Genomic DNA, 25,720 nt, shown 5'->3' on the forward strand with positions numbered 1-25,720 from the left:
CGGCCCCGGCCTTCCCGGTACGTCGGCGGTCAGGCCGACGCCGGCTGCACGAGGGCGTCCTGCGCGGCGGCCCTGGCGCTGCCACTGCCCGCGTTGACCACCGCGAGCGGACCGGCCGCGGCCTCCGTCCCGGCGTCGGCGCCGGACGGCTTGCCGACCAGCGCGGGGGACGCCGTGCTCATCGCGACGGTGCTGGTCACGGCCGGGCCGAGGCCCTGGCCGACCTCGCGGACCAGGCTGGTCGCGCCGCTCGCCGTGCCGGCCGGTATGCGGCTCAGCCGCGGGGCCGCGGGCGCGGCCGTACCGGGAGGGCGCGCACGCTGTTGCCGACGAAGCTGGCCTGCCGGGCGAGCCGGCCCTCGGGGACGGCCAGGTCCAGGGCCGGGAAGCGGTCGAAGAGCCGCTGCAGGGCGACCGTGGCCTCCAGGCGGGCCAGCGGGGCGCCCAGGCAGTAGTGGGCGCCGTGACCGAGGGAGAGGTGGCGGACGGCGTCAGGGCGGCCGGGCCGGGTGACGTCGAACCGGTCGGCGTCCGCGCCGTGCGCGGCCGGGTCGCGGCCGGCGGCCGAGTAGCCGGCCAGCACCGGGGTGCCCGCGGGGATCACCGTCCCGTCGACGGTGAGGTCCCGCACCGGGTAGCGAAAGGGGAAGTAGCTGACCGGCGCGTCCCAGCGCAGCGTCTCCTCCACCACGTCCGCCCAGCTCGCGTCGCCCCTGCGGACGAGTTCGAGCTGGTCGCGGTGGCCGCACAGGGCGCGCACCGCGTTGGTGATCAGGTTCAGGGTGGTCTCGTGCCCGGCGATGATCATCAGCACCAGGGTGCCGATCAGCTCCTCCTGGCCGAGCCGGTCGCCGTCCTCGTCGCGGGCGGCGATCAGGGCGCTCGTGAGGTCGTCGCCGGGGTGTTCGGCGCGGGCGGCGGCGACGGCGGCGAGGACGCCGACCAGTTCACGGTTGGCGGCGACGGCCTCGTCCGGTCCGATGTCGGTGGCCACGACCTGGTTGGTCAGGTGGTGCAGCTTGTCGCGGAACTCTGCTTCCACGCCGAGGAGTTCACCGATGACGCCCAGGGGCAAGGGCAGCGCGAAGTACCGGCGCAGATCGGCGACACCGTCACCGTCGGCGGCGGCCCGCTCGAGGCCGTCGAGGAGGGTCTCGGTCAACACCTCGATCCGGGGCCGGAGTTCCTCGACCCGGCGCGGGGTGAAAGCCCGGCTGACCAGTCCGCGCAGTCTGCGGTGGTCGGTACCGTCGGCGGTGGTCATGCCCCGCACGGTGGCGAAGGTCAGCAACGGCCAGCCGGCGGGGACGCGGCCTTCCCGGAGTTGCGTGAAGTGCCGGGCGTCCTTGGCGACTCCGGGATGCTGAAGGAACTCCCTGAGCGCTTCGTGCCCGAGCACGGCCATGCCCTCGACGCCGCCGGGCAGCACGACCGGGGCGACGGCACCGCGCGCCAGCAGCCGGGCGTTGTCGGCGTGCGGGCAGCCGCCGGCGGGGTCCGGGCGATACGGCACGGGCGGGATCTCCACCAGCGGCTCCTGACAGCGGTACGACACGGGCACCGCCGATCGTAGGCGCCCGCGGGCCTGCGGGAAGGAGCTTTTCCCGCCCAGTGCGGCCCGGCACGGAGCGGGCGGCCGCAGACAGCGCGCCACAGACAGCGGGCGACGCGAAGCAGGCGGCGCGAAGCAGGCGGCGCGAAGCAGGCGGCGGGAATACCGGCGCCCGGTGCCGTGTTGACGGTGGCGGAACCCCGGGTATAGTGCGATCAGCGCGTGTGAGCGCCCTTCCATCGGGCGCCGAGTGCCGGTTCCACTCCTCCAGCCGCATCGCCCGTCGCTCTCCGACCGGCCCGTCGGCTTCTCAGCACCACCTCGTGACCAGGGTGATCCCGCCGTTCCCGAGGTGCCGTTCCCCGCCGCACGGAGGCCTGCGCACACGCCCTCCCGCTCGCGGCCCACTCCCCCTTCACCCCTGTCTTCCGTCCTCGAAAGGACCACCTCCCATGACCACCACACTCGAACCCCCGGTACAGCAGCAGGACCGGCCGGTCACCCGGCCCGTCACCGGTGTCCTCGACATCGACGCGGGCGGGAAGGGGCAGCTGCGGGCCCCGAGCTGCCTGCCCTCCCCCGCCGACCCGCAGGTCTCGCCGGCGCTGATCCGCCGGCACGGCCTGCGCAAGGGCGACCTCGTCGAGGGCGTCCGCGGCGACCGGCGCACGCTGACCGAGGTCACGCGCGTCAACGGCCGGACGCCCGACGAACTGCGCGGCCGCCGCCACTTCCGCGACCTGACCCCGCTGCACCCGCACGAGCGGATCCGCCTGGAACACCCCGCCGCCGGGCTCGCCGGACGGGTCACCGACCTGTTCGCGCCCGTCGGCAAGGGGCAGCGCGGGCTGATCGTGGCCCCGCCGAAGACCGGCAAGACCGTGCTGCTCCAGCAGTTCGCGGCCGCCGTCGCCGGCAACCACCCGGAGTGCCACCTCATGGTGCTGCTGCTCGACGAGCGGCCGGAGGAGGTCACCGACATGCGGCGCTCCGTGCGCGGCGAGGTGTACGCCTCCACCTTCGACCGGCCGGCCAAGGAGCACACCGCCCTCGCCGAACTCGTCGTCGAGCGCGCCAAACGGCTCGTCGAAGAGGGCAAGGACGTCGTCATCCTTCTCGACTCCCTGACCCGGCTGTGCCGGGCGCACAACAACGCGGCCGCCTCCAACGGCCGTACCCTCAGCGGCGGTGTCGACGCCGGCGCGCTGCTCGGCCCGAAGCGGTTCTTCGGCGCCGCCCGCACGGCCGAGGAGGGCGGCTCGCTCACCATCCTCGCCACCGTCCTGGTGGACACCGGCTCCCGGGCCGACGGCTACTTCTTCGAGGAGCTGAAGAGCACCGGCAACATGGAGCTGCGCCTGGACCGCGAGCTGGCCTCCCGCCGGGTCTTCCCGGCCGTCGACATCGCCCCCTCCGGCACCCGCCGCGAGGAACTCCTGCTCACCCCGGGCGAGTTGACCGCCCTCCGTGGACTGCGCCGGGCCCTGCAGAGCCGGGAGGGCGCCCCGGGCGGCCTGGAGACGCTTCTGGAGCGGCTGCGGGAGACCCCGGACAACGCGACCTTCCTGCGGCGCGTGCAGCCGACCCTGCCGGCGGGCTGACACCCGGGCACCCCTGCCGGGAGGCGCACGCGGGGCCCGGCATGCGGCATCCGGGTTGCTCACTGCCTCCGACCGGCCCTGGCAGCGCGCCGGACACCGCCCCCATTCCTACGTTGATCATATGACGATCGGATTCCCTGACCGATTCCCGCGGCGAGCGGCGGTGACCACCTGCTCCCTCTGCCTGGCGGGTCTGCTGGCGCTGGCGCCCGGCACGGCCGCCGCCAGCGCCGCGGTGCTCGACCCGGCCCCGCCCCCGCGGGCGGTGGTGCCCGGACCGTCGCTGCTCTACCACTCCGGCACGCAGGTGCGCCCGCACCCCGGTGCCCCGGAGCTCCCGGACCTCTCCGCGCTCTCCTGGCTGGTCGCCGACGCGGACACCGGCCAGGTGCTGGCGGCCAGCCACGCACACCGCCAGCTTCCGCCGGCCAGCACCCTCAAGACCCTGTTCGCGCTCACCGTGCTGCCGGTCCTGCCCGCCGACCTCCCGCACCGCGTGACGTCCCGGGAACTGGCGGACGTCCCCGAGGACAGCAGCGTGGTCGGCGTCGAGGCGGGCCACACCTACCAGGTGTCCGACCTGTGGCGCGGGGTCTTCCTCAGCTCCGGGAACGACGCCGTGCACGTGCTGGCCGCGCTCGACGGCGGCTGGCAGCGCACCACCGCCCGGATGCAGGCCAACGCCCGCGCCCTGGGCGCCCTCGACACGCAGGTCAGGTCCCCCGACGGCTACGACGCACCGGGGCAGGTCTCCTCCGCCTTCGACCTCGCGGTGTTCGGCAGGGAGGGGCTGCACAACCCCGACTTCGCGCGGTACTGCTCCACCGCCGAGGCGCGATTCCCGGACGGCGCCGGCTGGTCGTTCGGCATCGAGAACACCAACCGGCTGCTGACCGGCGCGGACGGTGTGGGGCGGTACCCCGGCCTGATCGGCATCAAGAACGGCTACACCACCAACGCCGGCAACACCCTCGTCGCCGCCGCCCGGCGCGGCGGGCGCACCCTCCTCGTGACGGTGATGAACCCTCAGGACGGCGGCGTGTACGACGAGGCCCGTCAGCTGCTCGACTGGGGTTTCGAGGCGGCCGGACGAGTCGACCCGGTCGGCTCGCTGGACGGCCTGCGGCCCAAGCCGCGGCCCCGGCCGGGCCCGAGCACCGTACCGATGGTGGCGGCCACGGCCCCCGGGGACGACGCCGACTGGTGGGAGACCGCCCTCGTCACCGGGTTCGCGGTGCTCGGCGCGGGCGCCCTCACCCTGGCGGTACGGCTCAGGGGCGAACGCGCCGACCGGGACTGACCCACCGGCAGGCCAAGGAGCAGGCCGAGCGTGATCCAGGTGTAGATGTTGCTGCCGAGGAACCCGTCGATGCCGGACGCGTCGTCGAACCACAGCCACACCACGCTGGTGCACATCACCGCGTAGAGGGTGCCCGCGATCCGCGGGTGCCCGGCGCGCGCCAGCAGCACGAACGACGGCAGCACCCACACCAGGTGGTGCACCCAGGTGATCGGGCTGACCAGGCAGGCGGCGAGGCCGGTGAGCGCGAAGGCGGCCGTCCAGTCGCCGGCCGCGACTGCCTTCCGCGTCCGCCACGCCCACACGGCCAGGGTGAGCAGCACCAGGATCGCCCACAGCGGCTTGTCCGGATGGCCCAGCCGGGCCAGCACGCCCTGCAGCGACTGGTTCGAGACGTAGTCGAGCCGGCCGACCCTGCCGGTGTCCCAGAGCGCCTGGGTCCAGTAGAAGCGGGACGCCCTCGGGTCGGCCCAGGCCGCCAGCCCGGTCGCGGCCAGCGCCACGGCCGTGGCGACACCGGCCGCCCGCCACCTGCGGCCGATCAGCAGCATGAGGATGAACAGGGCCGGCGTGAGCTTGACGGCGGCGGCGAGCCCGGTCCCGATCCCGGCCCAGCGGCCCCGCCCGCTGCGCAGCAGGCAGCAGTCGGCGAGCACCAGGGCGAGCAGGATCAGGTTCACCTGGCCGAAGCTGAAGGTGTCCCGCAACGGCTCGAACAGCGCCAGCCCGCACAGCGCGAGCGCCCACCGGTACCAGCCCCAGCGCCGCCAGCCGGGCCCGGCCAGGATGCGCAGCACGAACGCCAGCGCGGCCAGGTTCAGCAGCAGCGAGGCCGCGATGGCCAGGTGCAGTCCCACCAGCGCCATGGGCAGCATGCCGACGGCGGCGAACGGCGGATACGTGAACCCGTACTCCGTGCCGGGCACCCGGTAGTCGTAGATCCGCCCGCCGTGGTGCACCCAGGTGTGCACGGTGCCGTAGTACACGCGCAGGTCGAACCAGTCGCGCAGCAGCGGCACGGTGGCCGTGAACACGGTCACGGCGGCGACGAGGAGCAGGACGAGCAGCAGCCGCCCCCGGCCGGTCGTCGGTCTCGTCGGCCCCCTCATGCCGTACGCCCCACGGCCGGGGCCTGCGCGGCCTGGTGGGCCTGCCAGAGCACGACCACGCCGAGCACCCCGCCGGAGACGGCGAGGACCAGCTGGCCGATGTCGGCGGGGCCGCCGCTGGGCAGTACGGCGAGGGCGAGCACGCCGGTGACCGCCGCCACCCGGTGCCGTACCGAGGTGCTGGGCGCCGCGGCCGCTATCAGGAACAGGCCCCAGAGGGCGTACCAGGGGCGGATCGCAGGACCGAAGGCGGCGACGGCGGCCAGGCTCAGGCCGAGGGCGTAGACCGGGCGAGGCCGCAGCCGGACCCATATCAGCAGCACGGTCACCGTGGTGAGCGCCAGCCCGAGCAGGTGCCAGGCCGGTACGGCGAGCGGCGCGAGATCGCTGCCGAAGTGTTCGAGGACCCGGCCCGTGGCCCGGCCGAGCAGACTGCTGAGCGCCCAGTTGTGCGGGGAGACGGGCGTGTCGAGCGCCCTTATCCACCCGTACCCCGTCCCGGCGACGGCGGTCGCGACCACCGTCGTCGCCCCGGAGGCGAGCGCCGTCGTCAGGGTGGCCCGCACAGGACTGTGGCCCTTGCGCACCTGCACGACGACCACCGCGAGCAGGCCTAGGGCGGCGGGCGCCTTGACCAGCGCCGCGAGGGTGACGAGCACGGCTCCCAGGACCGGCCAGCGGCCGAGCGCCGCGACCAGGCCGAGGCCGAGCAGGCCGAGCATGATGGCGTCGTTGTGGGCGCCGGCGACCAAGTGGAGCAGCACCAGCGGGTTGAGGGCGCCGAGCCAGAGCGCGGCGGCCGGGTCGGCGCCGCTGTGCCGGGCGAGCCGGGGCAGCGCGGCCGCCATCAGGCCGACGCCGAGCAGGGCGACCAGCCGCATCCCGAAGAGCCCGGCCGGGAGTTCACCGCGGGTCAGCCCCGACAGCAGCGAGGCCACGCCCATGAACGCGGGGCCGTAGGGTGCGGCGGTGTTCTGCCACACCGGGGCGACCTCGTCGGCCAGCGGGCCGCCGAGCTGGGCGGGCCCCGACGTGTAGACGTCCATGTGCGCGTCGACCATCGCGCCCTGCGCGAGGTAGCTGTACACGTCCCGGCTGAACAACGGGGGTGCCAGCAGCAGCGGCGCCGCCCAGACGGCGAGGACCAGCAGCAGCTGTCGCGGGGTGGGCGGTTCGGATCCGCGCACGAGGCGGCCCAGCAGCAGCCATGCCGCGATCAGCAGCACGACGCCGAAGTAGACGCCGACCAGGCCGAACGCCGCCTGCGCGGAGCTGGGTGCGAGCAGATCCGCCACGGGCAGGGCGCCGGCTGTCTCACCTCCCAGGGCCAGGAAGGCGGTGCCGGCCAGGCCAAGCACCTGGCAGCGGCGTAGATCGACGGGGAAAGCCATGGCCAACACTGGGTCAGCGTGTCCATTGCGGGTGGCCGGAAAGCGACGGGGTGTTTTCCTGCGAGAGACCTGGCTGTGACCGACCAGTGGGTCGTGGGCGGCTGCGGGTCCGGTGGGGGCTGGCCGCGCGGTTCCTCCCCCGGCCTTCGGCCCGGGGTACCCCCGGCGCTCCTGAAGGGCGCACCAGGGCCGTTCCTAGTGCCGCGGCAGGCAACGTTTGCCCGTCAAGGAGCGGCGTCCGGTGCGTGCTCTCGGCGTGCCGGCCGGAAGTCCTCGTACTGGATGTACTTGGGCTTTCGGCCGGTGCGGCGAGAGTGCGTGCCGGGCGTCGTGACGGGGCGAACGTTGCCTGTTGCGGCACTAGAACACCGACAGGCCGGTCAACGTCGTAAAGCGGTCGAGCGCCGCCACCCCCGCCACCGAGTTCCCCCGCTCGTCCAGACCGGGGCTCCACACGCACAGTGTGCACCGGCCCGGTACCACGGCGATGATCCCGCCGCCGACCCCGCTCTTGCCCGGCAGGCCCACCCGGTAGGCGAAGTCGCCCGCCGCGTCGTACGTCCCGCAGGTCAGCATGACGGCGTTGACCTGCTTCGCCTGGCTTCTGGTGAGCAGGCGGGTGCCGTCGGCGCGGATGCCGTGGCGGGCCAGGAACGTGGTCGCAAGGGCCAGGTCGGCACAGGAGGCGGCGACGGAGCACTGGCGGAAGTACTGGTCGAGGAGGACCGGGATGTCGTTGTCGATGTTGCCGTAGGAGGCCATGAAGTGGGCCAGCGCGGCGTTGCGGTCGCCGTGCTGGGACTCCGAGGCGGCCACTTCCTTGTCGAAGTCCAGGGACGGGTTGCCGCTCTCGGCGCGCAGGAAGGCCAGGAGCTCGCCGGCCGCGTCGCCGGTACGGGTCTGGAGGCGGTCGGTGACGACGAGCGCGCCCGCGTTGATGAACGGGTTGCGCGGGATGCCGTTCTCGTACTCCAGCTGGACCAGGGAGTTGAAGGGGTTGCCGGAGGGTTCGCGGCCGACGTGCTCCCAGAGTTCGTCGCCCTCGCGGGCCAGGTCGAGGGCGAGGGTGAAGACCTTGGTGATGGACTGCGTGGAGAACGGCTGCCGCCAGTCGCCGACGCCGTAGACCGTGCCGTCCAGCTCGGCCACGGCCATGCCGAAGCTGCGGGGGTCGCAGGCGGCGAGCGCCGGGATGTAGTCGGCGGGACGGCCGCGGCCCGGCGTACGGCCTATCTCCTCGGCGATCCGCTCCAGGACCGGCAGGAAGGCTTGGGACGACGTCATTGTCATGATCACCATTGTGCCGCCGGACCGGTCCTGGCGCGCAGCCGCAGGTCAGGCGAGGGGTGAGCCCGTGCCGGCGACGACCTCGGGACGCAGCAGGCCGGCGAGTCGCTCGGCGGGCAACAGGCCCTTCTCCAGGACGAGTTCGGCGACACCCCGGCCGGTGACGAGGGCTTCCCTGGCGATGTCGGTGGCCGCCGTGTACCCGATGTACGGGTTGAGGGCGGTGACCAGGCCGATGGAGTTCTCGACCGTCGCCCGCAGCACCTCGGTGTTGGCGGTGATGCCGTCGACGCACCGCTCCGCCAGCGTGCGGCAGGCGTTGCGCAGGTGGGTGATGCTCTCCGACAGGGAGTGCAGGATGACCGGCTCGAAGGCGTTCAGCTGCAGCTGCCCGGCCTCGGCGGCCATGGTGACGGCGACGTCGTTGCCGATGACCTCGAAGGCGACCTGGTTGACGACCTCGGGGATCACCGGGTTGACCTTGCCCGGCATGATCGACGAACCGGCCTGCACGGGCGGCAGGTTGATCTCGCCGAGCCCGGCCCGCGGCCCGGACGACAGCAGCCGCAGGTCGCTGCAGCTCTTGGAGAGCTTGACCGCGATCCGCTTGAGCACGCCGGACATCTGCACGAACGCCCCGCAGTCCTGGGTCGCCTCCACCAGGTTGGCGGCGGTGACCAGGGGCAGCCCGGTGATCTGCGCGAGGTGCCGGCGCGCCGACTCGGCGTACCCGGCGGGCGCGTTGAGGCCGGTCCCGATCGCGGTGGCGCCGAGGTTGATCTCGTGGATCAGCTCGACGGCCTCGGCGAGCCGGCTGCGGTCCTCGTCGAGCATCACGGCGAAGGCGGAGAACTCCTGCCCGAGCGTCATGGGCACCGCGTCCTGCAACTGCGTACGGCCCATCTTCAGCACGTCACGGAACTCGACGGCCTTGCGCGCGAAGGAGTCCTGAAGCACCGCCATCGCCCCGAGCAGCCCGCGCACCGCGAACACCGTCGCGATCTTGACGGCGGTCGGGTAGACGTCGTTGGTGGACTGACCGAGGTTGACGTCCTCGTTGGGGTGTAGGTACCGGTACTCCCCCTTGCGGTGCCCCATCAGCTCCAGCGCCCGGTTCGCCACGACCTCGTTGGCGTTCATGTTCGTCGATGTCCCGGCACCACCCTGGATGACGTCGACGACGAACTGGTCGTGCAGCTTCCCGGCCCGTATCTCCCGGCAGGCGGCCACGATCGCGGCGGCCTTCTCCGGCGCCAGCAGCCCCAGTTCCTCGTTGGCCAGCGCGGCGGCCTCCTTGACGGCGGCGAGCGCGTCGATCAGATGCGGGTGGGCGGAGATCGTCATGCCGGTGATGGGGAAGTTCTCCGTGGCCCGCAGGGTGTGCACACCCCAGTAGGCGTCGGCGGGCACGTCACGGTCGCCGAGCAGGTCGTGTTCGCTTCGGGTGGTCATGAGGGCGGTGATTCCTCTGTCGGAGGGAGTGATATGTCAGGACCGTGACTGAGGCGCCCCGAAAGGGGAGCTGGGGGCACCCCCGGCCGCAGGCTGGGGGAGGAACTGCGCGACCCGCCACAACGGCCGCGCAGCCGCCGACCGGCGGGTCGGCCCGCCCCACTAGGCGCACACAGCCGCCTCCACCGGCTCCAGCGATCGAACGGGCCGCACCCGCCCGACCTCTCGCCCGCCCCCGAGCAACGCCTCACCGGCGAACCCGGCAAGCAGCTCCGGATCAACGCCGGCCCTGGCCAGAGCGGCCGCGGCGACCGGCACCCGCGCCCGGTCCGCCCCGTCGGAGATCTTCACGGCGACGGCGCGGCCGTCCGGCAGCGCGGCCACCTCGACGCCCTCGAAGCCGTCCTTGGCCAGCAGCCCCGGCACGGCCGCCATCAGCGCGGCCACGTCACGCCCGGCCCCGGACGCCATCTCGGCGTGCTCCCGCATCGCGTCGGCGACCCTGGCCTCCGGCGTGCCCGGCGGAGCGGACACGATCCGCGACACCGCGCGCGCGAGCCCGTGCAGGGAGACGGAGAACAGCGGTGCCCCGCAGCCGTCCACGGTCGTCGCCGCGACCCGCTGCCCGGTCAGGTCCTCGACGATCTCGGCGATGGCCTGCTGCAGCGGGTGCGCCGGATCGAGGTAGTCGTCGAGGGACCACCCGTTGAGCTTCGCCGTCCACAGCATCGCCGCGTGCTTGCCGGAGCAGTTCTGGGCGAGGCGCGACGGCTGCCGGCCGGCCCGGATCCACTCGTCGCGCACGGCGGAGCCGTACGGCATGTCGGGCACGTTGCGCAGGTCGGCCTCGGTCAGTCCGGCGAGGTCGAGGATGCGCCCGGTCCCGGCGAGGTGCCGCTCCTCGCCGGAGTGGCTGGCGGCGGCCAGCGAGAGCAGGTCGCCGTCGAGGGGCAGCCCGGCCCGCAGCATGGCGACGGCCTGGACGGGCTTGAGGGCCGAGCGCGGGTAGAACGCGGCCTCGATGTCGCCGAGCTGGAACTGGACCTGCCCGTCGGCGCCGAGGACGACGACGGAGCCGTAGTGGATGCCCTCGACGACCCCGCCGCGGACGAGGTGGGCGACGGGGGCGTGGAGGGGTTCGCGGACGACGGGGGCGGCCGCGGGGGAACTGCTGTACATCACTGCCTGGTCTCGGGTGAGGAGGGAGGGACCGGTTCGCGGGTCACGCGTCGGTTCCGGTGGACGGGCGCGCGAGGCGGCCGCCGGCGCCGAGGAAGAGGCCGGTGCCGATGGCGCCGCCGATGGCGATCATGTTGACGTGCCGGTGCTTCAGCGACTTGCTGTAGCCGTGGTCCCCGGCGTCGACGTGACGGGACGAGGGGCGTGTCTCGTCTTTGAGGTGCTGTTCGCTCACGCCTCGGTTCCGCCTTCCTGGCGCTGGTCCGTGCGCGCGGGGCGCACGATGTGGGTGAGGGTGGTCTCGACGCGGTCGAGGTGGTGGCTCATGGCGTCCACGGCGTCGGGTTCGGAACCGTCGACCAGGGCCTCGACGATGGCCCGGTGCTCCCGGTTGGACTGCTCCCGGCGGCCGCCCAGCTCGTTGAGGAAGGCCGACTGACGCGCCAGTGCGTCGCGGATCTCCTCGATGACCCGGCGGAAGACCGGGTTCTGGGCGGCCTCGGCCACGGCGAGGTGGAAGAGGGTGTCCATCGCGACCCACGCGGTGGTGTCCGTCTCCCGCTCCATGCGGTCGAGCAGGTGGGCCAGGTGGTCCAGGTTCTCCGGGGTGCGGCGCAGCGCCGCGTACCCGGCGACCGGGATCTCGATGTGGCGCCGAACCTCCAGCAGGTCGCTGGCCGCGTAGTCGCCGAAGGTGGGGTCCTCGACGGCGCTGGCGACCACGAAGGTGCCCTTGCCGGTCTTAGAGACGGTCAGGCCCATCGTCTGCAGGGCCCGCAGGGCCTCGCGCAGGACGGGCCTGCTGATCTCCAGGGTGCGGCAGAGCTCCGCCTCGGAGGGGAGCTTGTCGCCCACGGCGTACTCGCCGCGCTCGATGGCGCCGCGCAGGTGCGCCAGTACCGCCTCCATGGCGCTCACGCGTCGCAGGGGCTGTCCGGCTGTCGGGCTGTCTGACAGGTTCACGGATGAGATGTTCCGGGGTGCGGGACGAGGCTGTCAAGATTTCGAGAAAGGAAACAATCGCGGGGTGCGACGCCTGAATGCAGGCATCACACCCCGTGGCGGAGCGGTGACCCGTGGACGCGGCCGGTCAGGCGTTGACGGTGCCCGTGGCGAGGAGGCCGAAGACCGCCAGGCCGATCACGATCCGGTAGATCACGAACGCGTTGAAGGAGTGCTTGGCGACGAACTTCAGCAGCCAGGCGATGGAGGCGTAGGCGACCACGAACGAGACGATGGTGCCGACCGCCAGCGGGGCGGCACCCACGCCCGCGCCGAGGGCGTCCTTGAGCTCGTAGATACCGGCGCCGGTGAGGGCCGGGATACCGAGGAAGAAGGAGAGACGGGTGGCGGCGACCCGGTCCAGGTCCAGGATGAGCGCGGTGGACATGGTGGCACCGGAGCGGGAGAAGCCGGGGAAGAGCAGGGCGAGGATCTGCGAGCAGCCGACCAGCATCGCGTCCTTGAAGGAGGTGTCGTCCTCACCGCGCTTGTGGCGGCCCATCTGGTCCGCGCACCACATCACGCCGGAGCCGACGATCAGCGAGCCGGCCACCACCCAGAGGGAGGCGAGCGGGCCGTCGATCAGCCGCTTGGCGGCGAGGCCGACGAGGACGATCGGGATGGTCGCGTAGATGACCCACCAGGCGAACTTGTAGTCGTGGTGGTAGCGCTCGTTCTTGTTGGTCAGCCCCCGGCCCCAGGCGGAGACGATCCGCTTGATGTCCTTGAAGAAGTACACCAGCACGGCGGCGATGGCGCCGACCTGGATGACGGCGGAGAACCCGACGACGGACTGGTCGTCGACGGGGATGTGCATGAGCCCCTCGGTGATCTTGAGGTGGCCGGTGGAGGACACCGGGAGGAACTCGGTCACCCCCTCGACTACCCCGAGGATGGCGGCCTGGCCGACGGAGATGGCGCTCATGAGATCCAGTTCTGCAGAGTTTGGTCGACAGTGCTGTAGACAGTCTTACAGGCGTAGTTGATAAGCAAGTCCTACGCCCAGACGGCTTGGGAGATCGCGACCCCGGCGAAGGCGGCCCCGAGCCCCGCCGCGAGGCTCGCGACGACGTTGGCGGCAGCGTAGAGCCCGGCGCCGGTCTCGGTCAGCCGGAGGGTCTCGTAGGAGAACGTCGAGTACGTCGTCAGCGCCCCGCACAGCCCGGTGCCGAGGAGCAGCTGCAGATGCGGACTCGCCGCACCCGCCGTCGCCGCGCCGGTCAGCAGGCCCAGGATCAGGCATCCGGTGACGTTCACCACGAAAGTGCCCCAGGGGAAGACGGAGTCGTGCCTGGCCTGGACGGCGCGGTCGGCGAGATAGCGGAGCGGAGCACCGACCATGGCGCCGAGGACCACCAACAGCCAGTTCACAACGACTTCTTACCCTTCACATCCGTTGTGCCCGCGCCGTCGGTGCGGCCGACGTACCTGATGACCTCACAGTCGTCCAGGGTCACGAGTCCCTCGGTCACCAGTTCGTCGAGCTGCGGCAGGAACGCCCGGATCCGCTCCTCCGTGTCCACGACGACGACCGCCACCGGCAGGTCCTCGCTCAGCGACAGCAGCCGGGAGGTGTGGATACGGGAGGAGGCGCCGAAGCCCTCGATGCCCCGGAAGACGCTGGCGCCCGCGAGTCCGGCCGCGTGGGCGCGGTGCACGATCTCCGTGTAGAGGGGCTTGTGGTGCCAGATGTCGTCCTCGCCGGTGTAGACGGTCAGGCGCAGGGCGCGGCCGGTCAGTCTCGTCATCGCTGCCTCCGGGTGAGGACACGGCGGGTCACGGTGGCCGCGCACCACACCGCCGCGAGGGCCGCGCACAGGGTCGCGGCGAGATAGGCCAGCCCGACCGCGGGCCGGCCGTGGTCGACCAGTTTCTGGATGTCGACGGCGTAGGTCGAGAAGGTGGTGAAGCCGCCGAGGACGCCGGTGCCGAAGAACGGGCGCACCAGGCGGTGCGCGGGGAGTCCTTCGGTGATCAGGACCAGGAACGCGCCGATCACGGCGCAGCCGCTGACGTTCGTCCAGAAGGTCGCCCAGGGGAATCCCCCGGCGGCCGTGGGCAGGGCCAGGGCGAGGGCGTACCGGGCCACGGCGCCGAGCGCGCCGCCGGCGGCGACCACCACGACGACCGGGGCCTGGGCACGCCACTCGGACCGCCGCCGGGGGGTCGGCTGGACGCGGAGGCTCTCGGCTTCCGGGGCTGTCATGGTCGTACGTCTCCTGTTCGGCACCGCCCCTGACGGGTGCCTCAGGGTACCGCCGGGCGTACCCGGCGGTCACTTCGCGGTGGGGGCCGCGCAGACCGCGACGCCGGGCTCCCAGACGCTGCCGAGGACGAGGTGCCGGCCGGTCCGGCAGACGCTGGTGACCATGCGGAAGCCGGAGTTGCGGCGGGACAGGTGGTGGACGACCTGGCCTTGGTCGTCCAGGGCGAGGACGGCGATGGTGCCGACCGGGCGGTAGGGGGCGTGCACGGCGGCGCGGGCGGCCGCCCGGCGGACGGCGAGGGGGCTGTGGTGGAAGGCGTCGAGCGGGGGGTTGCGCGGGCCTGCCAAGGCGACCCAGACCAGGTCGCCGTCGCGCCAGATGTTGTCGGGCATGCCGGGGAGCTCGGCGAAGAACTCGGCGCGGCCGGCGCGCGGGCCGGTGAGCCAGTATCGGATGAGGCGGTACCCGCCGGTCTCGGCGACGATCAGGAAGGTGCCGTCGCCGCTCACGGTCAGCCCGTTGGCGAACTGGAGGCCCTCCCAGGCCACTTCGGCCGTGCGCGCACCCGGCGCGAGGCGCAGCAGGCGGCCGGTGCCGCTGTGCTCGACGATGTCGCCGATCCACTGGCCGAGGGGGAACCGGCGGCTGGAGGCGGTGAAGTACACGGTGCCGTCGGGCAGGGCGACCACGTTGCTCGCGAACCGCAGGGGCTCTCCCTCGACCGTGTCGGCGAGGACGCGGACGGTGCCGTCGGCGAGATCGACGCGCAGCAGGCCGCGTTCCGCGTCGCAGACCAGCAGGTCGCCGTCGGGGAGGAGGTCGAGCCCGAGCGGGCGGCCGCCGGTCCGGGCCAGCGTCCGGACCCGGGCGGTGTCCGGGTCGCCGAGGTCGTCCAGGCGCAGGATGCGGCCGTCCTCGACGCCGGTCAGGACGCCGCCGTCGGGATCCGTCACCACATCCTCCGGGCCCCGGCCGCCGACGGCGACGTAGTGGAGGGGGACGAGGCGCGTGGGTCGGTCCATGAGACCCATGGTGGCAGGAGTAACCGCTCTCACCAGCCCTTCTCGAACATCCGGGCCACTTCGGCGATCCGGACCTCGTCGCGCCGGTAGTGGACGCGGTGCCGGATGCGCTTGGTGCGGAGCAGGCCGAGGCGGGCCAGCAGCGTCAGGTGGGTGCCGGCGACCCTGCGGGAGACCCCGAGCTTGGCGGCGACGGCCCGGGCGGTGACGCCGTCCTCGGCGAGGTCCGCGTGGCGCTGGGGCGGGAAGTGGGCCACCGGGTCCTTGAGCCAGTCCAGAATCTCCAGGCGGCTTGCGCTCGCGGCGTTCCTCAGCATCCGACCGGCCTCCCGTCCCCTGCCTCCTCGCAGTGTCTGTTCCCACTGTCGCGCAGGACGAAGCCCTCACGTGAGGGAGTCGCGGCGCGATGTCCGAGACCGAACGGCCCTACGAGTTCGGCCGGTCGGCGCCTTGCCCGCGGAGCAATTGCGGGACGCGGCGGAGGGGCCCGGCCGTCCGCTTGTGGCCGGGCCCCGTCAGTGGTGGGTCAGCGGTGGCTGAACCATCCCATGGAGGAGAGCGCCTTGTCGACGTAGCCGAACTGGGCCTGGTTCTCCCAGCCGTTGGCGAACGTGGCATCGGTCGGGTCCCAGCCGTTGCCGGTGACGGCGGTCCGGGTCACCTCCCAGTAGAAGACGCCGAGGGGGCGGCCGTTCGGGACGGCCTCGACGATGAGGGGAGCCGCGGCCGTTCGGGACGGCCTCGACGATGAGGGGAGCCGCGGCCGTTCGGGACGGCCTCGACGATGAGGGGATAGGACGACAAGTCGCTTTCGGGGTGGGCGAAGTCGACGGTGAGGTGGTGGTCGTGGAAGGCGTCGGCGCGCTCTCGCGGGTCGTGGCCCTCGCTGGGGCGCCACTCTCGCCCGGGCGCCGGACCTGGACGCCGTGTTCGTGGCCTCCGACCTGATGGCGCAGGGCGTGCCGGCGGTACTGCGGAGGGCCGGCCGGCGGGTGCCGGACGACATCGCGGTCGCCGGTTTCGACGACTACCGGGCGGCCACCGCGGTGACCCCGCGGCTCACCCCCGTCCGGCAGCCCTGGGACCGGATCAGCACCGAGAGGTCCGGATGCCGCTCGCCCCGATAGGGGGCGAGGACCCGGCGGCGGTGATCTGCCTACGGAAGTGGTGCGACACGGGTCCGCGTGAGCCGTGCGCAGGTCGGGGCTGCCGGGGCGCCGCGTCGGGCGGCTGCGGCCGGGCGGGGGCCGGTCGTGCAGTTCCTCCCCCGGCCTTCGGGGCGCCAACCGGTCAGGATCGGAGAAGCCGGGGTGGGCTCGGGCGTCCTAGCGTGGGATCACCGGCCGGAAAGCGCCGGTTCCCTTATCGCGAGGAGTGCGAGCGCCATGAGCGAAGGCGTGCAGACGATCATCTACCCCGTCAAGGACGCGGCCCGGGCGAAGGCGCTGTTCGGCGCGCTGCTGGGCGTCGAGCCGTATGCCGACGAGCCGTACTACGTCGGGTTCAAGGCCGCCGGGCAGGACGTCGGCCTCGACCCCAACGGGCACGCCCAGGGCCTGACAGGGCCGACGCCGTTCTGGCACGTCACCGATCTGCGGGAGCGCCTCGCGGCGCTGCTGGCGGCGGGCGCCGAGCTGGTCCAGGACGCGCGGGACGTCGGCAACGGCCGGCTGGTCGCCTCGGTGAAGGACGCCGACGGCAACATGGTGGGCCTGCTCCAGGACCCGGTGGGCTGAGGGCGGCCCGATCCGACTGCTTGCACCCGCACTAGTTGCGCACTCAACAATCGGCTTGATCGGTGTTACGGTGCGGGTATGGCAGTGAAGACGGCCGAGGCCCGGCTCGAAGAACAGTGGCGGGACATCCTGTCGGTGCACGCGCGCACCATGTGCGAGATCGACCGGGCGCTGCATCCGCACGGACTGGGCGCGAGCGACTTCGAGGTGCTCGACCTGCTCGCCGCGGAGACCCCGGCCGAGGGCGACCACTGCCGGGTGCAGAACCTGGTGGGCCGGGTCCACCTCAGTCAGAGCGCGCTCTCCCGGCTGATCGGACGGCTGGAGAAGGACGGCCTGGTGGAACGTTCGGTCTGCGCCGAGGACCGCCGCGGCGTCTGGGTCGCGCTCACCGCGAAGGGCCGCGCCCTGCACGCCGAGGTACGCCCGCTGCAGCGGGCGGTGCTGGGACGGATGCTCGAAGGAGCGGACGGCTAGAGCGGCAGGGAGGTGAGCCGCCGTGGGCTGCCGGCGACCCGCGCGCACGACAGGGCGGATTTCGTCGTCCTGCGCGGCAACGGGCGCTCCGCCGGAATGGCCGCGACGGGCCGCCCCCGGTCCGCCCCGACGTCGTGGCCGGTCGCGCAGTTCCTCCGCCGGCGCCCCTCCGTTGCGCTGCCCGCTCAGAGCGCGAACGCGATGCCGTCCGGGAGGACCTCGACGCCCTCCGCGGCCACCTGGGCGCGGGCCCTGGAGGAGGGGTCGACCAGCGGGTTGGTGTTGTTGAGGTGGGTGTAGATCCGGCGGGTGTGGGGGTGGCGGGCCAGGGCGGCGAGGCTGCCGCGGGCGCCGGAGACCGGTAGGTGGCCCATCCTGGCCTGCCGGGGGCCGGAGCGGACCTTGGTGCCCATCTCGCCGGCGGTGTAGAAGGTGCCGTCCAGCAGGACGCAGTCGGCCTCGGCGCACAGGTCGTCCAGGGCCTCGCTCCAGGAGCCGACGCAGGGGGCGTAGAGCAGCACTCCCCCGGTGGCCAGGTCCTCGACGCGGTACGCCGTGACCCAGCGGCCGTCGGCCTCGGCGAGCGCTTCCGGGACGTACGCCGGGACCTTGGCGCCGACCGGGTGGGCGGTGACGACCAGACCGCCGGCCAGCACGAAGCCGCCGTCCGCGAGGCTGTCGGCCCACTCCCAGGGCGCGTAGCGGTCCAGGGCGCCCCGGGCGGGGGCCAGCACCGTCCGTACCGGCGGGGCCGCGTACACCTTGAGTCCCGGTGCGCCGCGCAGCACGGTCAGGCCGGTGACGTGGTCGGCCTCCGCGTCGGTGAGCAGCACGCCGCGCACCGGGGTGTCCCGGGGGCCGGGTCCCGGCCACAGCGCGGCCGTGGCGGTCAGCTGGACGCGGATGTCCGGGGAGGCGTTGAGCAGCCACCAGTCCCGGCCGTTGCCGGTCAGCGCGACGCACTCCTGGGTGCGGGAGGGCAGCTTGCCGTCCCGGGCGGCGGCGCACAGCGCGCAGGCGCAGTTCCACTGTGGGAACCCGCCCCCGGCGGCGGTGCCCAGCAGGACGACCCTCACGACGATCCGCCCCTCTCGGTCTCCCCGTCCCCTGCTGGGATCTTCCCTCAGGATGCGCCGTGCTACCCGCACTCGGGCGGAACTTCCGGCCGTCCTTCGGGCGGTCGCCGGTCCACCGGGCGGCGCGGCGGGATCGGCTCCGACGCGAAGTCGCGTCCGCCGGTCCACAGCGCGGGTACGGCGTCGCAGCGGCGGCACAGCTCGTAGGCGACCGCCTCGTAGTTGACCCGCCAGCCGTGGAAGTGCGGCCAGGCCTCCGCGGTGCCGCGTTCGGCGTGGAACCCCGTCTTCTCCAGCATGGTCACGGCTTCCTCGAACTCGGCGTAGGTCAGCTCGATGGGGGCGTCCGGGGCCGGGTCGGTGTCGAAGCTCGCCCGCACCGAGGCGGCGATGTCCCGCAGCGCGGTGAACCCGGCGCGCAGCACCAGGCGGGCCTCCGGCGGGGCGGAGCGCGGGGCGAGCGCGAGCTGCATGGCCGCCGCGTCCATCACGGCGATCAGGCCGACCAGCCAGCTGCGGTAGGGGCGCGGCGAGCGGAAGGCCAGCAGCACCGGGTAGGTGGCGTGGCTCTCCCCCATGTCCGCGGCCAGCCGCTCCCAGGAGCGGTACAGCTCGGGCAGGGCGGTCTCGGTGTCGACCAGCCACTGCCGGGCGAGGATCTCCGGTCCCCAGGCGGGCTCGCCGGCCCGGGACTGGAGGAGCGTGACCTCCAGTTCGCGGCGGTTGTAGGCGGCGTACAGCGTGGGCAGGTAGGAGATCTGCAGCGCGATGAAGACCGGGCCGGTGGCGGCGGCGACGAAGTCCAGCGCGGACAGCCGCAGCCGGGCGCCGCTGGCGAACCCGAGGGTGAACAGGCTGGAGCCCGCCTCCCGGAACGCGGTGCTCCAGGACAGCGGGGAGAACGCGTACAGCAGCATCCCGAAGCCGAGGAACGCCCCGCCGAGCCAGGCGGCGAGCATGCCGACCAGCATGAGCGGGGCGAGCCAGGTCTGGGCGCGGTCGATCGCGCGGTAACCGCCGCGGTGCGCGCTGAAGCACAGCACCCGGCGCAGGCCCCACCACAGCCGGTACACCAGCACGGAGTACAGGCCCCGGGGGACCACGAGCGTGCGCAGGATGCTGCGCAGGACCAGGATCAGTACCAGTCCTCCGGCCACCCCGGAGATCCATTCCATGGCGCCATTCTGGCCCGGGCGCCGCCCTCCCGGTGACCGGAGCGGTCCGTTCAGCCCGCCGGGCGGGCCAGCAGGGTGCGCACGCCCTCGGAGGTGAGGGTCAGGGCGTGTGCGGAGCTGCCGTCTATGGCGAGCGAGAGGTTGTCCTCGGGCCACTGCGAGGCGAGCGCGCCGAGCGGCACCACGCGGTAGCGGGAGACCGTCGGCAGCAGGCCGGTCAGCTCCCCCTCCGAGGTGAACACGGGGACGACGGGGTCGCCGTCGGGGCGTTCCAGGACGGGCAGGGCGATCATCGCGGGGTCGGCGGACTCCGCGGCGTCGTCCGGCACCGGGACCAGCACGTCGCTGTGTGCGAGCGTGTCCAGGGCGGTGGTGTCCTCGGCGTTCACGGCCAGCGTGTCGAGCGCCCGCTGGGCCGGCGTCGGGAAGTCGTCGTGTGCGGGTGTCTCCATGGCAGATCCCCAGGTAGCGGTGGTGGTACGGGCCGCGGGTCCGGCAGGTCGCCGGGCGGCCACGGCCCGCGTACCCGGTCGGGGCCAGGGCATGCACCCGCGACCCCGGGGGCTGTCCCTCGCCCCGGAAGACCGGCGGCCGGGGTGTTCGCGCGGAGTGCGGGGTGGTGTGGGGGGTGGTGTGGGGGCAGTTCCCGTTGAACAGGCGGTCACCTCCTGCCTGGTCACCGCCTACTCCTCGGCCGCCGTTCTGGTCCCGGACGCCCTCGGCATCCTGGAGAACGTGGAGGTGTCGCGCCGGGACTAGGGGGCGCGCGCGGGCGGGTTCTCCTGGCTCCGGACCCGGGCGCGGCCGAGGGCGACGGTGCCGAGGAAGCCGAGCACCAGGGCGGCCAGGACGCCCAGGTTGGCGTACGCCCAGGCGCCGGACCTGCCGCCGAGGCCGAGCGGGGCCAGCAGGTAGCCCTGCCAGGTCAGCCAGCTCGCGGCGGTGTTGGTGACCAGGCCCCAGCCGAAGGCCGTGGCCGCGAGCGTGAGGAGCAGCGGCAGGAGGGGGACGTCACCGTAGCGGCCGGCGGGGCGGTAGAGGTCCGCCTCGTCGTAGTCGCGGCGGCGCAGCGCCAGGTCGGCGAGCATGATCCCGCACCAGGCGGCGATCGGTACGCCGAGGGTGGTCAGGAAGCCCGTGAACTCGCCGAGGAAGTCGTCGGCGAAGAAGACGATGTAGACCGCGCCGGCGGTCATCAGGACGCCGTCCGCGAGGGCGGCGAGGTAGCGGGGCACGGGCAGGCCCGCGGAGAGCAGGGCCAGTCCGGAGGAGTAGATGTCCAGGACCGCGCCGCCGACCAGGCCGAGGACGGCGACGACGGCGAAGGGGATCAGGAACCAGGTGGGGAGGATGGTCGTCAGCGCGCCGATGGGGTCGGCGGCGATCGCCTTGTCCAGAGACGCGGAGGAGCCCGCGAGCAGCAGGCCGAAGACCAGCAGGAGAAGCGGGGCGACGGAGCCGCCGACGGCGGTCCAGCCGATCACGCCCCGGCTCGAGGCGGCGCGCGGCAGGTAACGGGAGTAGTCCGCGGCCGCGTTGACCCAGCCGAGTCCGAAGCCGGTCATCACGAAGACCAGCGCGCCGATGAACTGCTGGGCGGAGCCGGACGGGATGGCGCGCACCGTCGCCCAGTGGATGTGGCCGGCGACGAGGACCACGTAGCCGACGGTGAGGACGCCGGTCACCACCGTGATCACGGTCTGCAGCCGCATGATCAGGTCGAAGCCCGCCACACCGCCGACCACGGTGAGCACGCAGACCGCGATCAGCGCGGCCACCTCGGTCCCGGTGCCGCCGCCCCGCCCGAGCCGGGCGAAGACGGTCGCGGTGGCCATGGTGGCGAGGGCGACCAGGACGGTCTCCCAGCCGACGGTGAGCACCCAGGAGACCACCGACGGGAGCCGGTTGCCCCGGACGCCGTACGCGGCCCGGCTGAGCACCATGGTGGGGGCCGAGCCCCGCTTCCCCGCGACCGCGACGAGGCCGCAGAGCAGGAACGAGGCCAGGATGCCGAGGACGCCTGCGGCCAGCGCCTGCCGGAAGGAGATGCCGAAGCCGAGCGCGAAGGCTCCGTAGCTGATCCCGAGGACGGAGACGTTCGCGCCGAACCAGGGCCAGAACAGGGTGCGCGGGGTGCCCTTGCGGTCGGCGTCGCCGATCACGTCGAGCCCGTGCGTCTCGACCCGGAGCTGTCTGCCGGGTGCCCGTGCGTCCGCCATCGTCGGCCCATCCGTCCGGGTGTGTTGACCGGAGGCTAGGTCGGCCCGGTGACGGGGGTCAAGGGCCCTCCGGACCTGCGGCTCCGTCAACGGCGCGGGCCCGCGACCCGGTTGGGCGACCTCGATTTGACACCGCGGTCCACCCCCTCCAATCTGTGCTCATGAAATCCATTTTCAACAATGGGGGTGAGCGCTAGCGATGCGTGTGGCTTTCGTCGGCAAGGGCGGCAGCGGCAAGACCACGCTGTCGGCCCTCTTCACCCGCCACCTGGCACGGTCCGGCGCGCCGGTCGTCGCCATCGACGGTGACATCAACCAGCACCTGGCGCACGCCCTCGGCCTCGACGAGGACGAACCCTTCGCGGCGCCGCCGCTGAGCGCGCGGACCGGTGAGATCATGGACTACCTGCGCGGCACCAACCCCCGCATCCCGTCCCGGGAGGCCATGGTCAAGACGACCCCTCCGGGGCGCGGCTCCCGGCTGCTGCGGCTGCTGGGCGACGACGAGGTGCACTCCCGGCACGTCCAGGAGGTCGGCGGGGTACCGCTGATGGTCACCGGCGCCTTCGCCGGGAGCGACCTCGGGGTGGCCTGCTACCACTCCAAGCTCGGTGCGGTGGAGCTGTACCTCAACCACCTGGTGGACGGTCCCGGCGAGTACGTGGTCGTCGACATGACGGCGGGCGCGGACGCCTTCGCGTCCGGTCTGTTCACCCGTTTCGACATGACCTTCCTGGTGGTCGAGCCGACCCGGAAGAGCCTTTCCGTGTACCGCCAGTACCGGGACCACGCCGCCGAGTTCGGGATCCCGGTCGCCGTGGTCGGCAACAAGGTGACCGGAGCGGACGATCTCGCCTTCCTGCGCGAGCGGGTGGGCGACGACCTGCTGGCCCACTGCGGGCTCTCCCCGTACGTCCGCGCCCAGGAACAGGGGCGCGGCGGCGGCGCGCTGGAGCGGCCCAACTCCCGGGCCCTGGACCGGCTGCGGGCCGCGGTGGACGCGCGGGGCAAGGACTGGGAGGCCTTCCAGCGACATGCCGTGGAGTTCCATCTGCGCAATGCCGCCGCCTGGGCCGACGCGGCGACGGGTAGGGACCTGGCCGCCCAGGTCGACCCGGACTTCCGGCACGGGCCGGCGGCGCTGCCCGCCTTCGCCTGAGAGCCGGCGCCCTCCCCTGCGGCCCGTTCCGCCTTCGAACACCCCTTTTCCGTAACCGCTTTGAGAAGAACAGGACACCGTCACATGTCGCTCGACGTCTCCCCGCAGCTGCTCGCCGAAGCCGAGAACGGCGCGGTGCGGGAGGAGGACTTCGTGGAAACCGTCCGCACCTCGCTGCCGTACGCGTACGACCTCGTCGCCCGCCTCTCGGCCGAACTGCACGGCGGAAGCGCGGAGTTCGCCGACAACCAGACCCCGCCGCCCTCGGAGCGGGAGCGCGGGCAGCTGCTGCGGGCGCTGTCCTCCGACGCGATCCGGGGCAGCCTGGAACGGCACTTCGGGGTCGCCCTCGCCTTCCAGAACTGCCACCGGGTCGCGGTGTTCCCGCCTCAGGCGCGGGGCGGCGAGACGCACACCCGCTTCACCTCGACGCGCGCCCAGATCCTCAACCAGTCGCCGGAGTTCCGCGACTGCTGAGTTCCAGGTCGGCCCGCAGGCTCCGGGAGACCGGCCGGCCGCTCGGACCTGCGGGGCGAGTCCGAGCGGCCGGCCGGTCTCGACCGGGCCGAACGCTCCCGCGGCGGCGACCACGGCACCGCGGGGGCGCGCACCGGCCTCCCGAGGCCGCCGCGGTCCTCGGTGAGCGGGCCGCGCACGAAGGTGCGCCCCTCCCGGCGCACCTTCGACAGCGAGCCTTCCGGCACGGCGCCGTCGGTGCGGTGTGCGCCGTGCAGGCCTTCGGCGGACCGGCACACGCCGGCACCCCGGTCCGCGAGATCCACGGCGCGCTCGGCGTCGCCGTCCTGAACACCCTTCCGGGTCGGCGTCGCGGTGGTCTTCTTCGGCGCCCTGTGCGCGCCGGCGTCCCGCGACGGCCGAAGCCGACGGAGGACGAACAGGGCTGCCCCCGATTCCAGGTCAGCCGGCGATGATCTCCGCGAACCGCTCCGCGCCGACGTTGCCCCCGGACAGGACCACCCCGATCCGGCGGGGCAGCGGCGCCACCCGGTGGGCGAGCAGCGCGGCCAGGCCGCTGGCGCCGCTCGGCTCCACGACGGTCTTCAGCCGTTCGAAGGCGAACCGCATCGCATCCCGGATCTGGTCGTCGGAGACCAGCGAGATGTCGTCCACCAGACGCTGGTTGACGGAGAAGGTCAGCTCGCCGGGGATGTCGGCCGCCTGGCCGTCGGCGATGGTGCGGGGCACCGGGATCGACACCCGGTGCCCGGCCGCGAGGGACCGCCGGGTGTCGTCGCCGGCCTCGGGCTCGACCCCGACGACCCGGATCCCGGGCAGCAGCCCCTTGGCCGCGGTGGCGCTGCCCGCGATCAGGCCGCCGCCTCCGACGGGCACCACCAGGGCATCCAACTCGCCGACTTCCTCGATGAGTTCGAGAGCGGCCGTGCCCTGCCCCGCGATGACGTGCGGGTGCTCGTACGGCGGGATGAGCGCGAGCCCGCGCTCGACGGCGAGGGCCTCGCCGATCGCGACCCGGTCGCCCGTGTAGCGGTCGTAGGTCACGATCTCCGCGCCGTATCCGGCGGTCGCCTCCAGCTTGGCCCGCGGGGTGTCCTCGGGCATCACGATGACGGCGGTGGTGCCGAGTTCGCGGGCGGCGAGGGCGACGGCCTGGGCGTGGTTGCCGGAGGAGTAGGCGGCGATGCCCTGGGCGAGCTGCGCGGGCGACAGCCGGGACGCGGCGTTGTAGGCGCCCCGGAACTTGAACGCGCCGATGCGCTGGAGGTTCTCGCACTTCAGGAAGACCTCGGCACCGACCAGCTCGTCCAGGGTGCGCGAGCGCAGCACGGGGGTGCGGTGAGCCACTCCCTTGATCCGCGCCGCCGCGTCGTACACGTCCTCAAGAGTGACGGGCGGGGTGTCGGGCATGTTCGTCCTCCGTTCCGGGCGCCGCCGGACGCCGGATGAGCGTCGACGGTCTGGATTTATTGTCTATCATCTGGACTGGAAGTCCAGACCCGATCCAGGCGGGGGCACCGATGACAGACGGACCGGCAGCGGCGAGCGGCACGGACGCGGCGCGGGCCGAGCAGGACGCGATCATCGCGGCGCTGTCCCCGGTCGTGGACGGGATCGCGGCGACCTTCGGCTCCTTCTGCGAGGTCGTCGTCCACGACTTCCGCCGCCCGGAGCGCTCCGTGGTGGCCCTCGCGGGATCGGTCACCGGCCGCGGTGTCGGCGGGGCGATGAGCGAGATCGGCATGAAGCTGCTGGCGGCCGGCGACGAGGCGCGCGACGAGCTGAACTACCTGACCCGCACCCGGGACGGGAAGCTGGTCAAGTCGTCCACGATGGTGCTGCGCGACTCGGGCGGTACGGCGTTCGGGGCGCTGTGCGTGAACCTCGACGTCACGGCCGTGCACCAGGTGCACGCGCTGGTCGGCGGCCTCGCCGGGGTCGCCGCCGCCCCTGAGGCGCCGCCGACCACCACGTTCGGCGACGACATCACCGCCGTCCTGGACGCGATCGTCGACGCCGGTCGGCTCCGCCGGCCCGAGCCGTGGCCCCAGCTCAGCCGCGAGGAACGGCTGGAGCTGTTCCGGGACCTGGACCGGCAGGGCGTCTTCGCGGTGCGCGGCGCGGTCCAGCAGATCGCCGCACGCCTCGGCATCTCCCGCGCCTCCGCCTACAACTACCTGGCCGCGGCACGAACCGCCCCCGAAGCGCCGCGGGGAACCGCGCGCCCGGCCACGACGGCGCCGCAGATGACTGACGACTGACGACTGACGGATGACGGCTCACGACTGACGACTGACGG

Annotated in this window: 25 protein-coding genes and 5 pseudogenes; 9 read left to right on the forward strand and 21 right to left on the reverse strand. The window is 73.2% G+C overall.

Annotated features, from left to right (window positions below; all coding sequences use genetic code 11):
- Positions 1–29: 29 nt before the first annotated feature.
- Together BLW82_RS03760 and BLW82_RS03765 are read right to left on the reverse strand one after the other, a co-directional pair.
- The gene (locus BLW82_RS03760) at positions 30–200 is read right to left on the reverse strand and encodes a hypothetical protein (RefSeq protein ID WP_256215624.1); all 171 of its coding nucleotides are present in this window, start codon (positions 198–200) and stop codon (positions 30–32) included.
- Positions 201–274: 74 nt separating this feature from the next.
- Positions 275–1,531, reverse strand: coding sequence for a cytochrome P450 family protein (locus BLW82_RS03765; protein ID WP_093507839.1), 1,257 nt, complete (start codon positions 1,529–1,531; stop codon positions 275–277).
- Between the two features lie 473 nt (positions 1,532–2,004).
- On the opposite strand from BLW82_RS03765, the gene rho reads away from it, so the two are divergent.
- Both rho and BLW82_RS03775 read left to right on the forward strand, forming a co-directional pair.
- Entirely contained in the window at positions 2,005–3,153 is a 1,149-nt protein-coding gene (rho, locus tag BLW82_RS03770) for a transcription termination factor Rho (RefSeq protein WP_093497453.1), read from the forward strand.
- A gap of 121 nt (positions 3,154–3,274) precedes the next feature.
- Positions 3,275–4,120 (forward strand): annotated as a pseudogene (locus BLW82_RS03775) (D-alanyl-D-alanine carboxypeptidase family protein); the annotation flags it as partial.
- An 89-nt stretch (positions 4,121–4,209) separates the two neighbouring features.
- On the opposite strand, the gene BLW82_RS45105 reads toward BLW82_RS03775, so the two are convergent.
- From BLW82_RS45105 to BLW82_RS03845, 14 genes and pseudogenes are all read right to left on the reverse strand, one after another.
- Positions 4,210–5,562, reverse strand: coding sequence for a glycosyltransferase 87 family protein (locus BLW82_RS45105; protein ID WP_093497454.1), 1,353 nt, complete (start codon positions 5,560–5,562; stop codon positions 4,210–4,212).
- Positions 5,559–6,953, reverse strand: coding sequence for a polyprenol phosphomannose-dependent alpha 1,6 mannosyltransferase MptB (mptB, locus tag BLW82_RS03785; protein WP_093497455.1), 1,395 nt, complete (start codon positions 6,951–6,953; stop codon positions 5,559–5,561). The genes BLW82_RS45105 and mptB overlap by 4 nt, the downstream gene beginning before the upstream one ends.
- 360 nt (positions 6,954–7,313) lie before the next feature.
- Complete coding sequence (locus tag BLW82_RS03790) at positions 7,314–8,252, reverse strand: glutaminase (RefSeq protein ID WP_093497456.1); 939 nt, start codon at positions 8,250–8,252, stop codon at positions 7,314–7,316.
- A gap of 36 nt (positions 8,253–8,288) precedes the next feature.
- Entirely contained in the window at positions 8,289–9,692 is a 1,404-nt protein-coding gene (gene aspA / locus BLW82_RS03795) for an aspartate ammonia-lyase (RefSeq protein ID WP_371131293.1), read from the reverse strand.
- 162 nt (positions 9,693–9,854) lie between these two features.
- The gene (locus BLW82_RS03800; RefSeq protein ID WP_093497458.1) at positions 9,855–10,871 is read right to left on the reverse strand and encodes an asparaginase; all 1,017 of its coding nucleotides are present in this window, start codon (positions 10,869–10,871) and stop codon (positions 9,855–9,857) included.
- A 70-nt stretch (positions 10,872–10,941) separates the two neighbouring features.
- Positions 10,942–11,106 (reverse strand): annotated as a pseudogene (locus BLW82_RS03805) (L-asparagine permease); the annotation flags it as partial.
- Positions 11,103–11,780: a FadR/GntR family transcriptional regulator gene (locus tag BLW82_RS03810; RefSeq protein ID WP_093497460.1), complete on the reverse strand. Its 678-nt coding sequence runs from the start codon at positions 11,778–11,780 to the stop codon at positions 11,103–11,105. The pseudogene BLW82_RS03805 and the gene BLW82_RS03810, both read right to left, overlap by 4 nt.
- A gap of 181 nt (positions 11,781–11,961) precedes the next feature.
- On the reverse strand, positions 11,962–12,798 hold the full coding sequence (locus tag BLW82_RS03815; RefSeq protein ID WP_093497461.1) for an undecaprenyl-diphosphate phosphatase: 837 nt from the start codon (positions 12,796–12,798) through the stop codon (positions 11,962–11,964).
- A 71-nt stretch (positions 12,799–12,869) separates the two neighbouring features.
- Positions 12,870–13,244 carry a fluoride efflux transporter CrcB gene (gene crcB, locus BLW82_RS03820; protein WP_093497462.1) on the reverse strand — a complete coding sequence of 125 codons (375 nt, stop codon included), beginning with the start codon at positions 13,242–13,244 and terminating at the stop codon, positions 12,870–12,872.
- Positions 13,241–13,621 (reverse strand): DUF190 domain-containing protein, encoded by a 381-nt coding sequence (locus tag BLW82_RS03825; RefSeq protein ID WP_093497463.1) that lies wholly within the window; start codon positions 13,619–13,621, stop codon positions 13,241–13,243. Before BLW82_RS03825 ends, crcB (BLW82_RS03820) begins: the two co-directional genes overlap by 4 nt.
- Positions 13,618–14,079, reverse strand: coding sequence for a fluoride efflux transporter CrcB (crcB, locus tag BLW82_RS03830; protein WP_093497464.1), 462 nt, complete (start codon positions 14,077–14,079; stop codon positions 13,618–13,620). Before crcB (BLW82_RS03830) ends, BLW82_RS03825 begins: the two co-directional genes overlap by 4 nt.
- 69 nt (positions 14,080–14,148) lie before the next feature.
- The gene (locus BLW82_RS03835) at positions 14,149–15,102 is read right to left on the reverse strand and encodes an SMP-30/gluconolactonase/LRE family protein (RefSeq protein WP_093507840.1); all 954 of its coding nucleotides are present in this window, start codon (positions 15,100–15,102) and stop codon (positions 14,149–14,151) included.
- A gap of 29 nt (positions 15,103–15,131) precedes the next feature.
- Positions 15,132–15,419: a helix-turn-helix domain-containing protein gene (locus tag BLW82_RS03840; RefSeq protein ID WP_093497465.1), complete on the reverse strand. Its 288-nt coding sequence runs from the start codon at positions 15,417–15,419 to the stop codon at positions 15,132–15,134.
- A 209-nt stretch (positions 15,420–15,628) separates the two neighbouring features.
- Positions 15,629–15,814: pseudogene (locus BLW82_RS03845) on the reverse strand (glycosyl hydrolase 53 family protein); the annotation flags it as partial.
- A 187-nt stretch (positions 15,815–16,001) separates the two neighbouring features.
- Between BLW82_RS03845 and BLW82_RS03850 the strand changes: the two are divergent.
- The 3 genes and pseudogenes from BLW82_RS03850 to BLW82_RS03860 all read left to right on the forward strand — a co-directional run.
- Positions 16,002–16,290, forward strand: a pseudogene (locus BLW82_RS03850) (substrate-binding domain-containing protein); the annotation flags it as partial.
- A 197-nt stretch (positions 16,291–16,487) separates the two neighbouring features.
- Complete coding sequence (locus tag BLW82_RS03855; protein WP_093497466.1) at positions 16,488–16,838, forward strand: VOC family protein; 351 nt, start codon at positions 16,488–16,490, stop codon at positions 16,836–16,838.
- Between the two features lie 78 nt (positions 16,839–16,916).
- Positions 16,917–17,315 carry a MarR family winged helix-turn-helix transcriptional regulator gene (locus tag BLW82_RS03860; RefSeq protein ID WP_093497467.1) on the forward strand — a complete coding sequence of 133 codons (399 nt, stop codon included), beginning with the start codon at positions 16,917–16,919 and terminating at the stop codon, positions 17,313–17,315.
- A 185-nt stretch (positions 17,316–17,500) separates the two neighbouring features.
- Here the strand turns inward: BLW82_RS03860 and pqqB are convergent, their stop codons facing one another.
- The 3 genes from pqqB to BLW82_RS03875 form a co-directional block, all read right to left on the reverse strand.
- Positions 17,501–18,391 carry a pyrroloquinoline quinone biosynthesis protein PqqB gene (pqqB, locus tag BLW82_RS03865; protein WP_093497468.1) on the reverse strand — a complete coding sequence of 297 codons (891 nt, stop codon included), beginning with the start codon at positions 18,389–18,391 and terminating at the stop codon, positions 17,501–17,503.
- A 62-nt stretch (positions 18,392–18,453) separates the two neighbouring features.
- Positions 18,454–19,566 (reverse strand): hypothetical protein, encoded by a 1,113-nt coding sequence (locus tag BLW82_RS03870; protein WP_093497469.1) that lies wholly within the window; start codon positions 19,564–19,566, stop codon positions 18,454–18,456.
- Between the two features lie 50 nt (positions 19,567–19,616).
- Positions 19,617–20,018 carry an SseB family protein gene (locus BLW82_RS03875; protein WP_093497470.1) on the reverse strand — a complete coding sequence of 134 codons (402 nt, stop codon included), beginning with the start codon at positions 20,016–20,018 and terminating at the stop codon, positions 19,617–19,619.
- Between the two features lie 199 nt (positions 20,019–20,217).
- Between BLW82_RS03875 and BLW82_RS45110 the strand changes: the two are divergent.
- Positions 20,218–20,325, forward strand: a pseudogene (locus tag BLW82_RS45110) (hypothetical protein); the annotation flags it as partial.
- Here the strand turns inward: BLW82_RS45110 and BLW82_RS03880 are convergent.
- Positions 20,322–21,785: a purine-cytosine permease family protein gene (locus tag BLW82_RS03880; RefSeq protein WP_093497471.1), complete on the reverse strand. Its 1,464-nt coding sequence runs from the start codon at positions 21,783–21,785 to the stop codon at positions 20,322–20,324. The pseudogene BLW82_RS45110 and the gene BLW82_RS03880 overlap by 4 nt on opposite strands.
- A gap of 199 nt (positions 21,786–21,984) precedes the next feature.
- On the opposite strand from BLW82_RS03880, the gene BLW82_RS03885 reads away from it, so the two are divergent.
- Positions 21,985–22,944 carry an ATP-binding protein gene (locus BLW82_RS03885; RefSeq protein WP_093497472.1) on the forward strand — a complete coding sequence of 320 codons (960 nt, stop codon included), beginning with the start codon at positions 21,985–21,987 and terminating at the stop codon, positions 22,942–22,944.
- Positions 22,945–23,028: 84 nt separating this feature from the next.
- Positions 23,029–23,421: an SCO5389 family protein gene (locus BLW82_RS03890; protein WP_093497473.1), complete on the forward strand. Its 393-nt coding sequence runs from the start codon at positions 23,029–23,031 to the stop codon at positions 23,419–23,421.
- A 441-nt stretch (positions 23,422–23,862) separates the two neighbouring features.
- Here the strand turns inward: BLW82_RS03890 and BLW82_RS03895 are convergent, their stop codons facing one another.
- Positions 23,863–24,831, reverse strand: coding sequence for a threo-3-hydroxy-L-aspartate ammonia-lyase (locus BLW82_RS03895; protein ID WP_093497474.1), 969 nt, complete (start codon positions 24,829–24,831; stop codon positions 23,863–23,865).
- A gap of 110 nt (positions 24,832–24,941) precedes the next feature.
- Here BLW82_RS03895 and BLW82_RS03900 point away from each other — a divergent pair, with 110 nt between their 5' ends.
- Positions 24,942–25,682: a helix-turn-helix transcriptional regulator gene (locus tag BLW82_RS03900; RefSeq protein ID WP_093497475.1), complete on the forward strand. Its 741-nt coding sequence runs from the start codon at positions 24,942–24,944 to the stop codon at positions 25,680–25,682.
- Positions 25,683–25,720: the final 38 nt, after the last annotated feature.

Origin of the sequence: Streptomyces sp. Ag109_O5-10, assembly GCF_900105755.1 — a bacterium.
GTDB lineage: Bacteria > Actinomycetota > Actinomycetes > Streptomycetales > Streptomycetaceae > Streptomyces.

Bases quoted from the DNA above. Each gene is read 5' to 3' on its own strand.
- rho (WP_093497453.1), top strand. From the start codon at position 2,005: ATGACCACCACACTCGAACCCCCGGTACAGCAGCAGGACCGGCCGGTC.
- BLW82_RS45105 (WP_093497454.1), bottom strand. From the start codon at position 5,562: ATGAGGGGGCCGACGAGACCGACGACCGGCCGGGGGCGGCTGCTGCTC.
- mptB (WP_093497455.1), bottom strand. From the start codon at position 6,953: ATGGCTTTCCCCGTCGATCTACGCCGCTGCCAGGTGCTTGGCCTGGCC.
- BLW82_RS03790 (WP_093497456.1), bottom strand. From the start codon at position 8,252: ATGGTGATCATGACAATGACGTCGTCCCAAGCCTTCCTGCCGGTCCTG.
- aspA (WP_371131293.1), bottom strand. From the start codon at position 9,692: ATGACCACCCGAAGCGAACACGACCTGCTCGGCGACCGTGACGTGCCC.
- BLW82_RS03800 (WP_093497458.1), bottom strand. From the start codon at position 10,871: ATGTACAGCAGTTCCCCCGCGGCCGCCCCCGTCGTCCGCGAACCCCTC.
- BLW82_RS03810 (WP_093497460.1), bottom strand. From the start codon at position 11,780: ATGGAGGCGGTACTGGCGCACCTGCGCGGCGCCATCGAGCGCGGCGAG.
- BLW82_RS03815 (WP_093497461.1), bottom strand. From the start codon at position 12,798: ATGAGCGCCATCTCCGTCGGCCAGGCCGCCATCCTCGGGGTAGTCGAG.
- BLW82_RS03825 (WP_093497463.1), bottom strand. From the start codon at position 13,621: ATGACGAGACTGACCGGCCGCGCCCTGCGCCTGACCGTCTACACCGGC.
- crcB (WP_093497464.1), bottom strand. From the start codon at position 14,079: ATGACAGCCCCGGAAGCCGAGAGCCTCCGCGTCCAGCCGACCCCCCGG.
- BLW82_RS03835 (WP_093507840.1), bottom strand. From the start codon at position 15,102: ATGGACCGACCCACGCGCCTCGTCCCCCTCCACTACGTCGCCGTCGGC.
- BLW82_RS03840 (WP_093497465.1), bottom strand. From the start codon at position 15,419: ATGCTGAGGAACGCCGCGAGCGCAAGCCGCCTGGAGATTCTGGACTGG.
- BLW82_RS03855 (WP_093497466.1), top strand. From the start codon at position 16,488: ATGAGCGAAGGCGTGCAGACGATCATCTACCCCGTCAAGGACGCGGCC.
- BLW82_RS03860 (WP_093497467.1), top strand. From the start codon at position 16,917: ATGGCAGTGAAGACGGCCGAGGCCCGGCTCGAAGAACAGTGGCGGGAC.
- BLW82_RS03870 (WP_093497469.1), bottom strand. From the start codon at position 19,566: ATGGAATGGATCTCCGGGGTGGCCGGAGGACTGGTACTGATCCTGGTC.
- BLW82_RS03875 (WP_093497470.1), bottom strand. From the start codon at position 20,018: ATGGAGACACCCGCACACGACGACTTCCCGACGCCGGCCCAGCGGGCG.
- BLW82_RS03880 (WP_093497471.1), bottom strand. From the start codon at position 21,785: ATGGCGGACGCACGGGCACCCGGCAGACAGCTCCGGGTCGAGACGCAC.
- BLW82_RS03885 (WP_093497472.1), top strand. From the start codon at position 21,985: ATGCGTGTGGCTTTCGTCGGCAAGGGCGGCAGCGGCAAGACCACGCTG.
- BLW82_RS03890 (WP_093497473.1), top strand. From the start codon at position 23,029: ATGTCGCTCGACGTCTCCCCGCAGCTGCTCGCCGAAGCCGAGAACGGC.
- BLW82_RS03895 (WP_093497474.1), bottom strand. From the start codon at position 24,831: ATGCCCGACACCCCGCCCGTCACTCTTGAGGACGTGTACGACGCGGCG.
- BLW82_RS03900 (WP_093497475.1), top strand. From the start codon at position 24,942: ATGACAGACGGACCGGCAGCGGCGAGCGGCACGGACGCGGCGCGGGCC.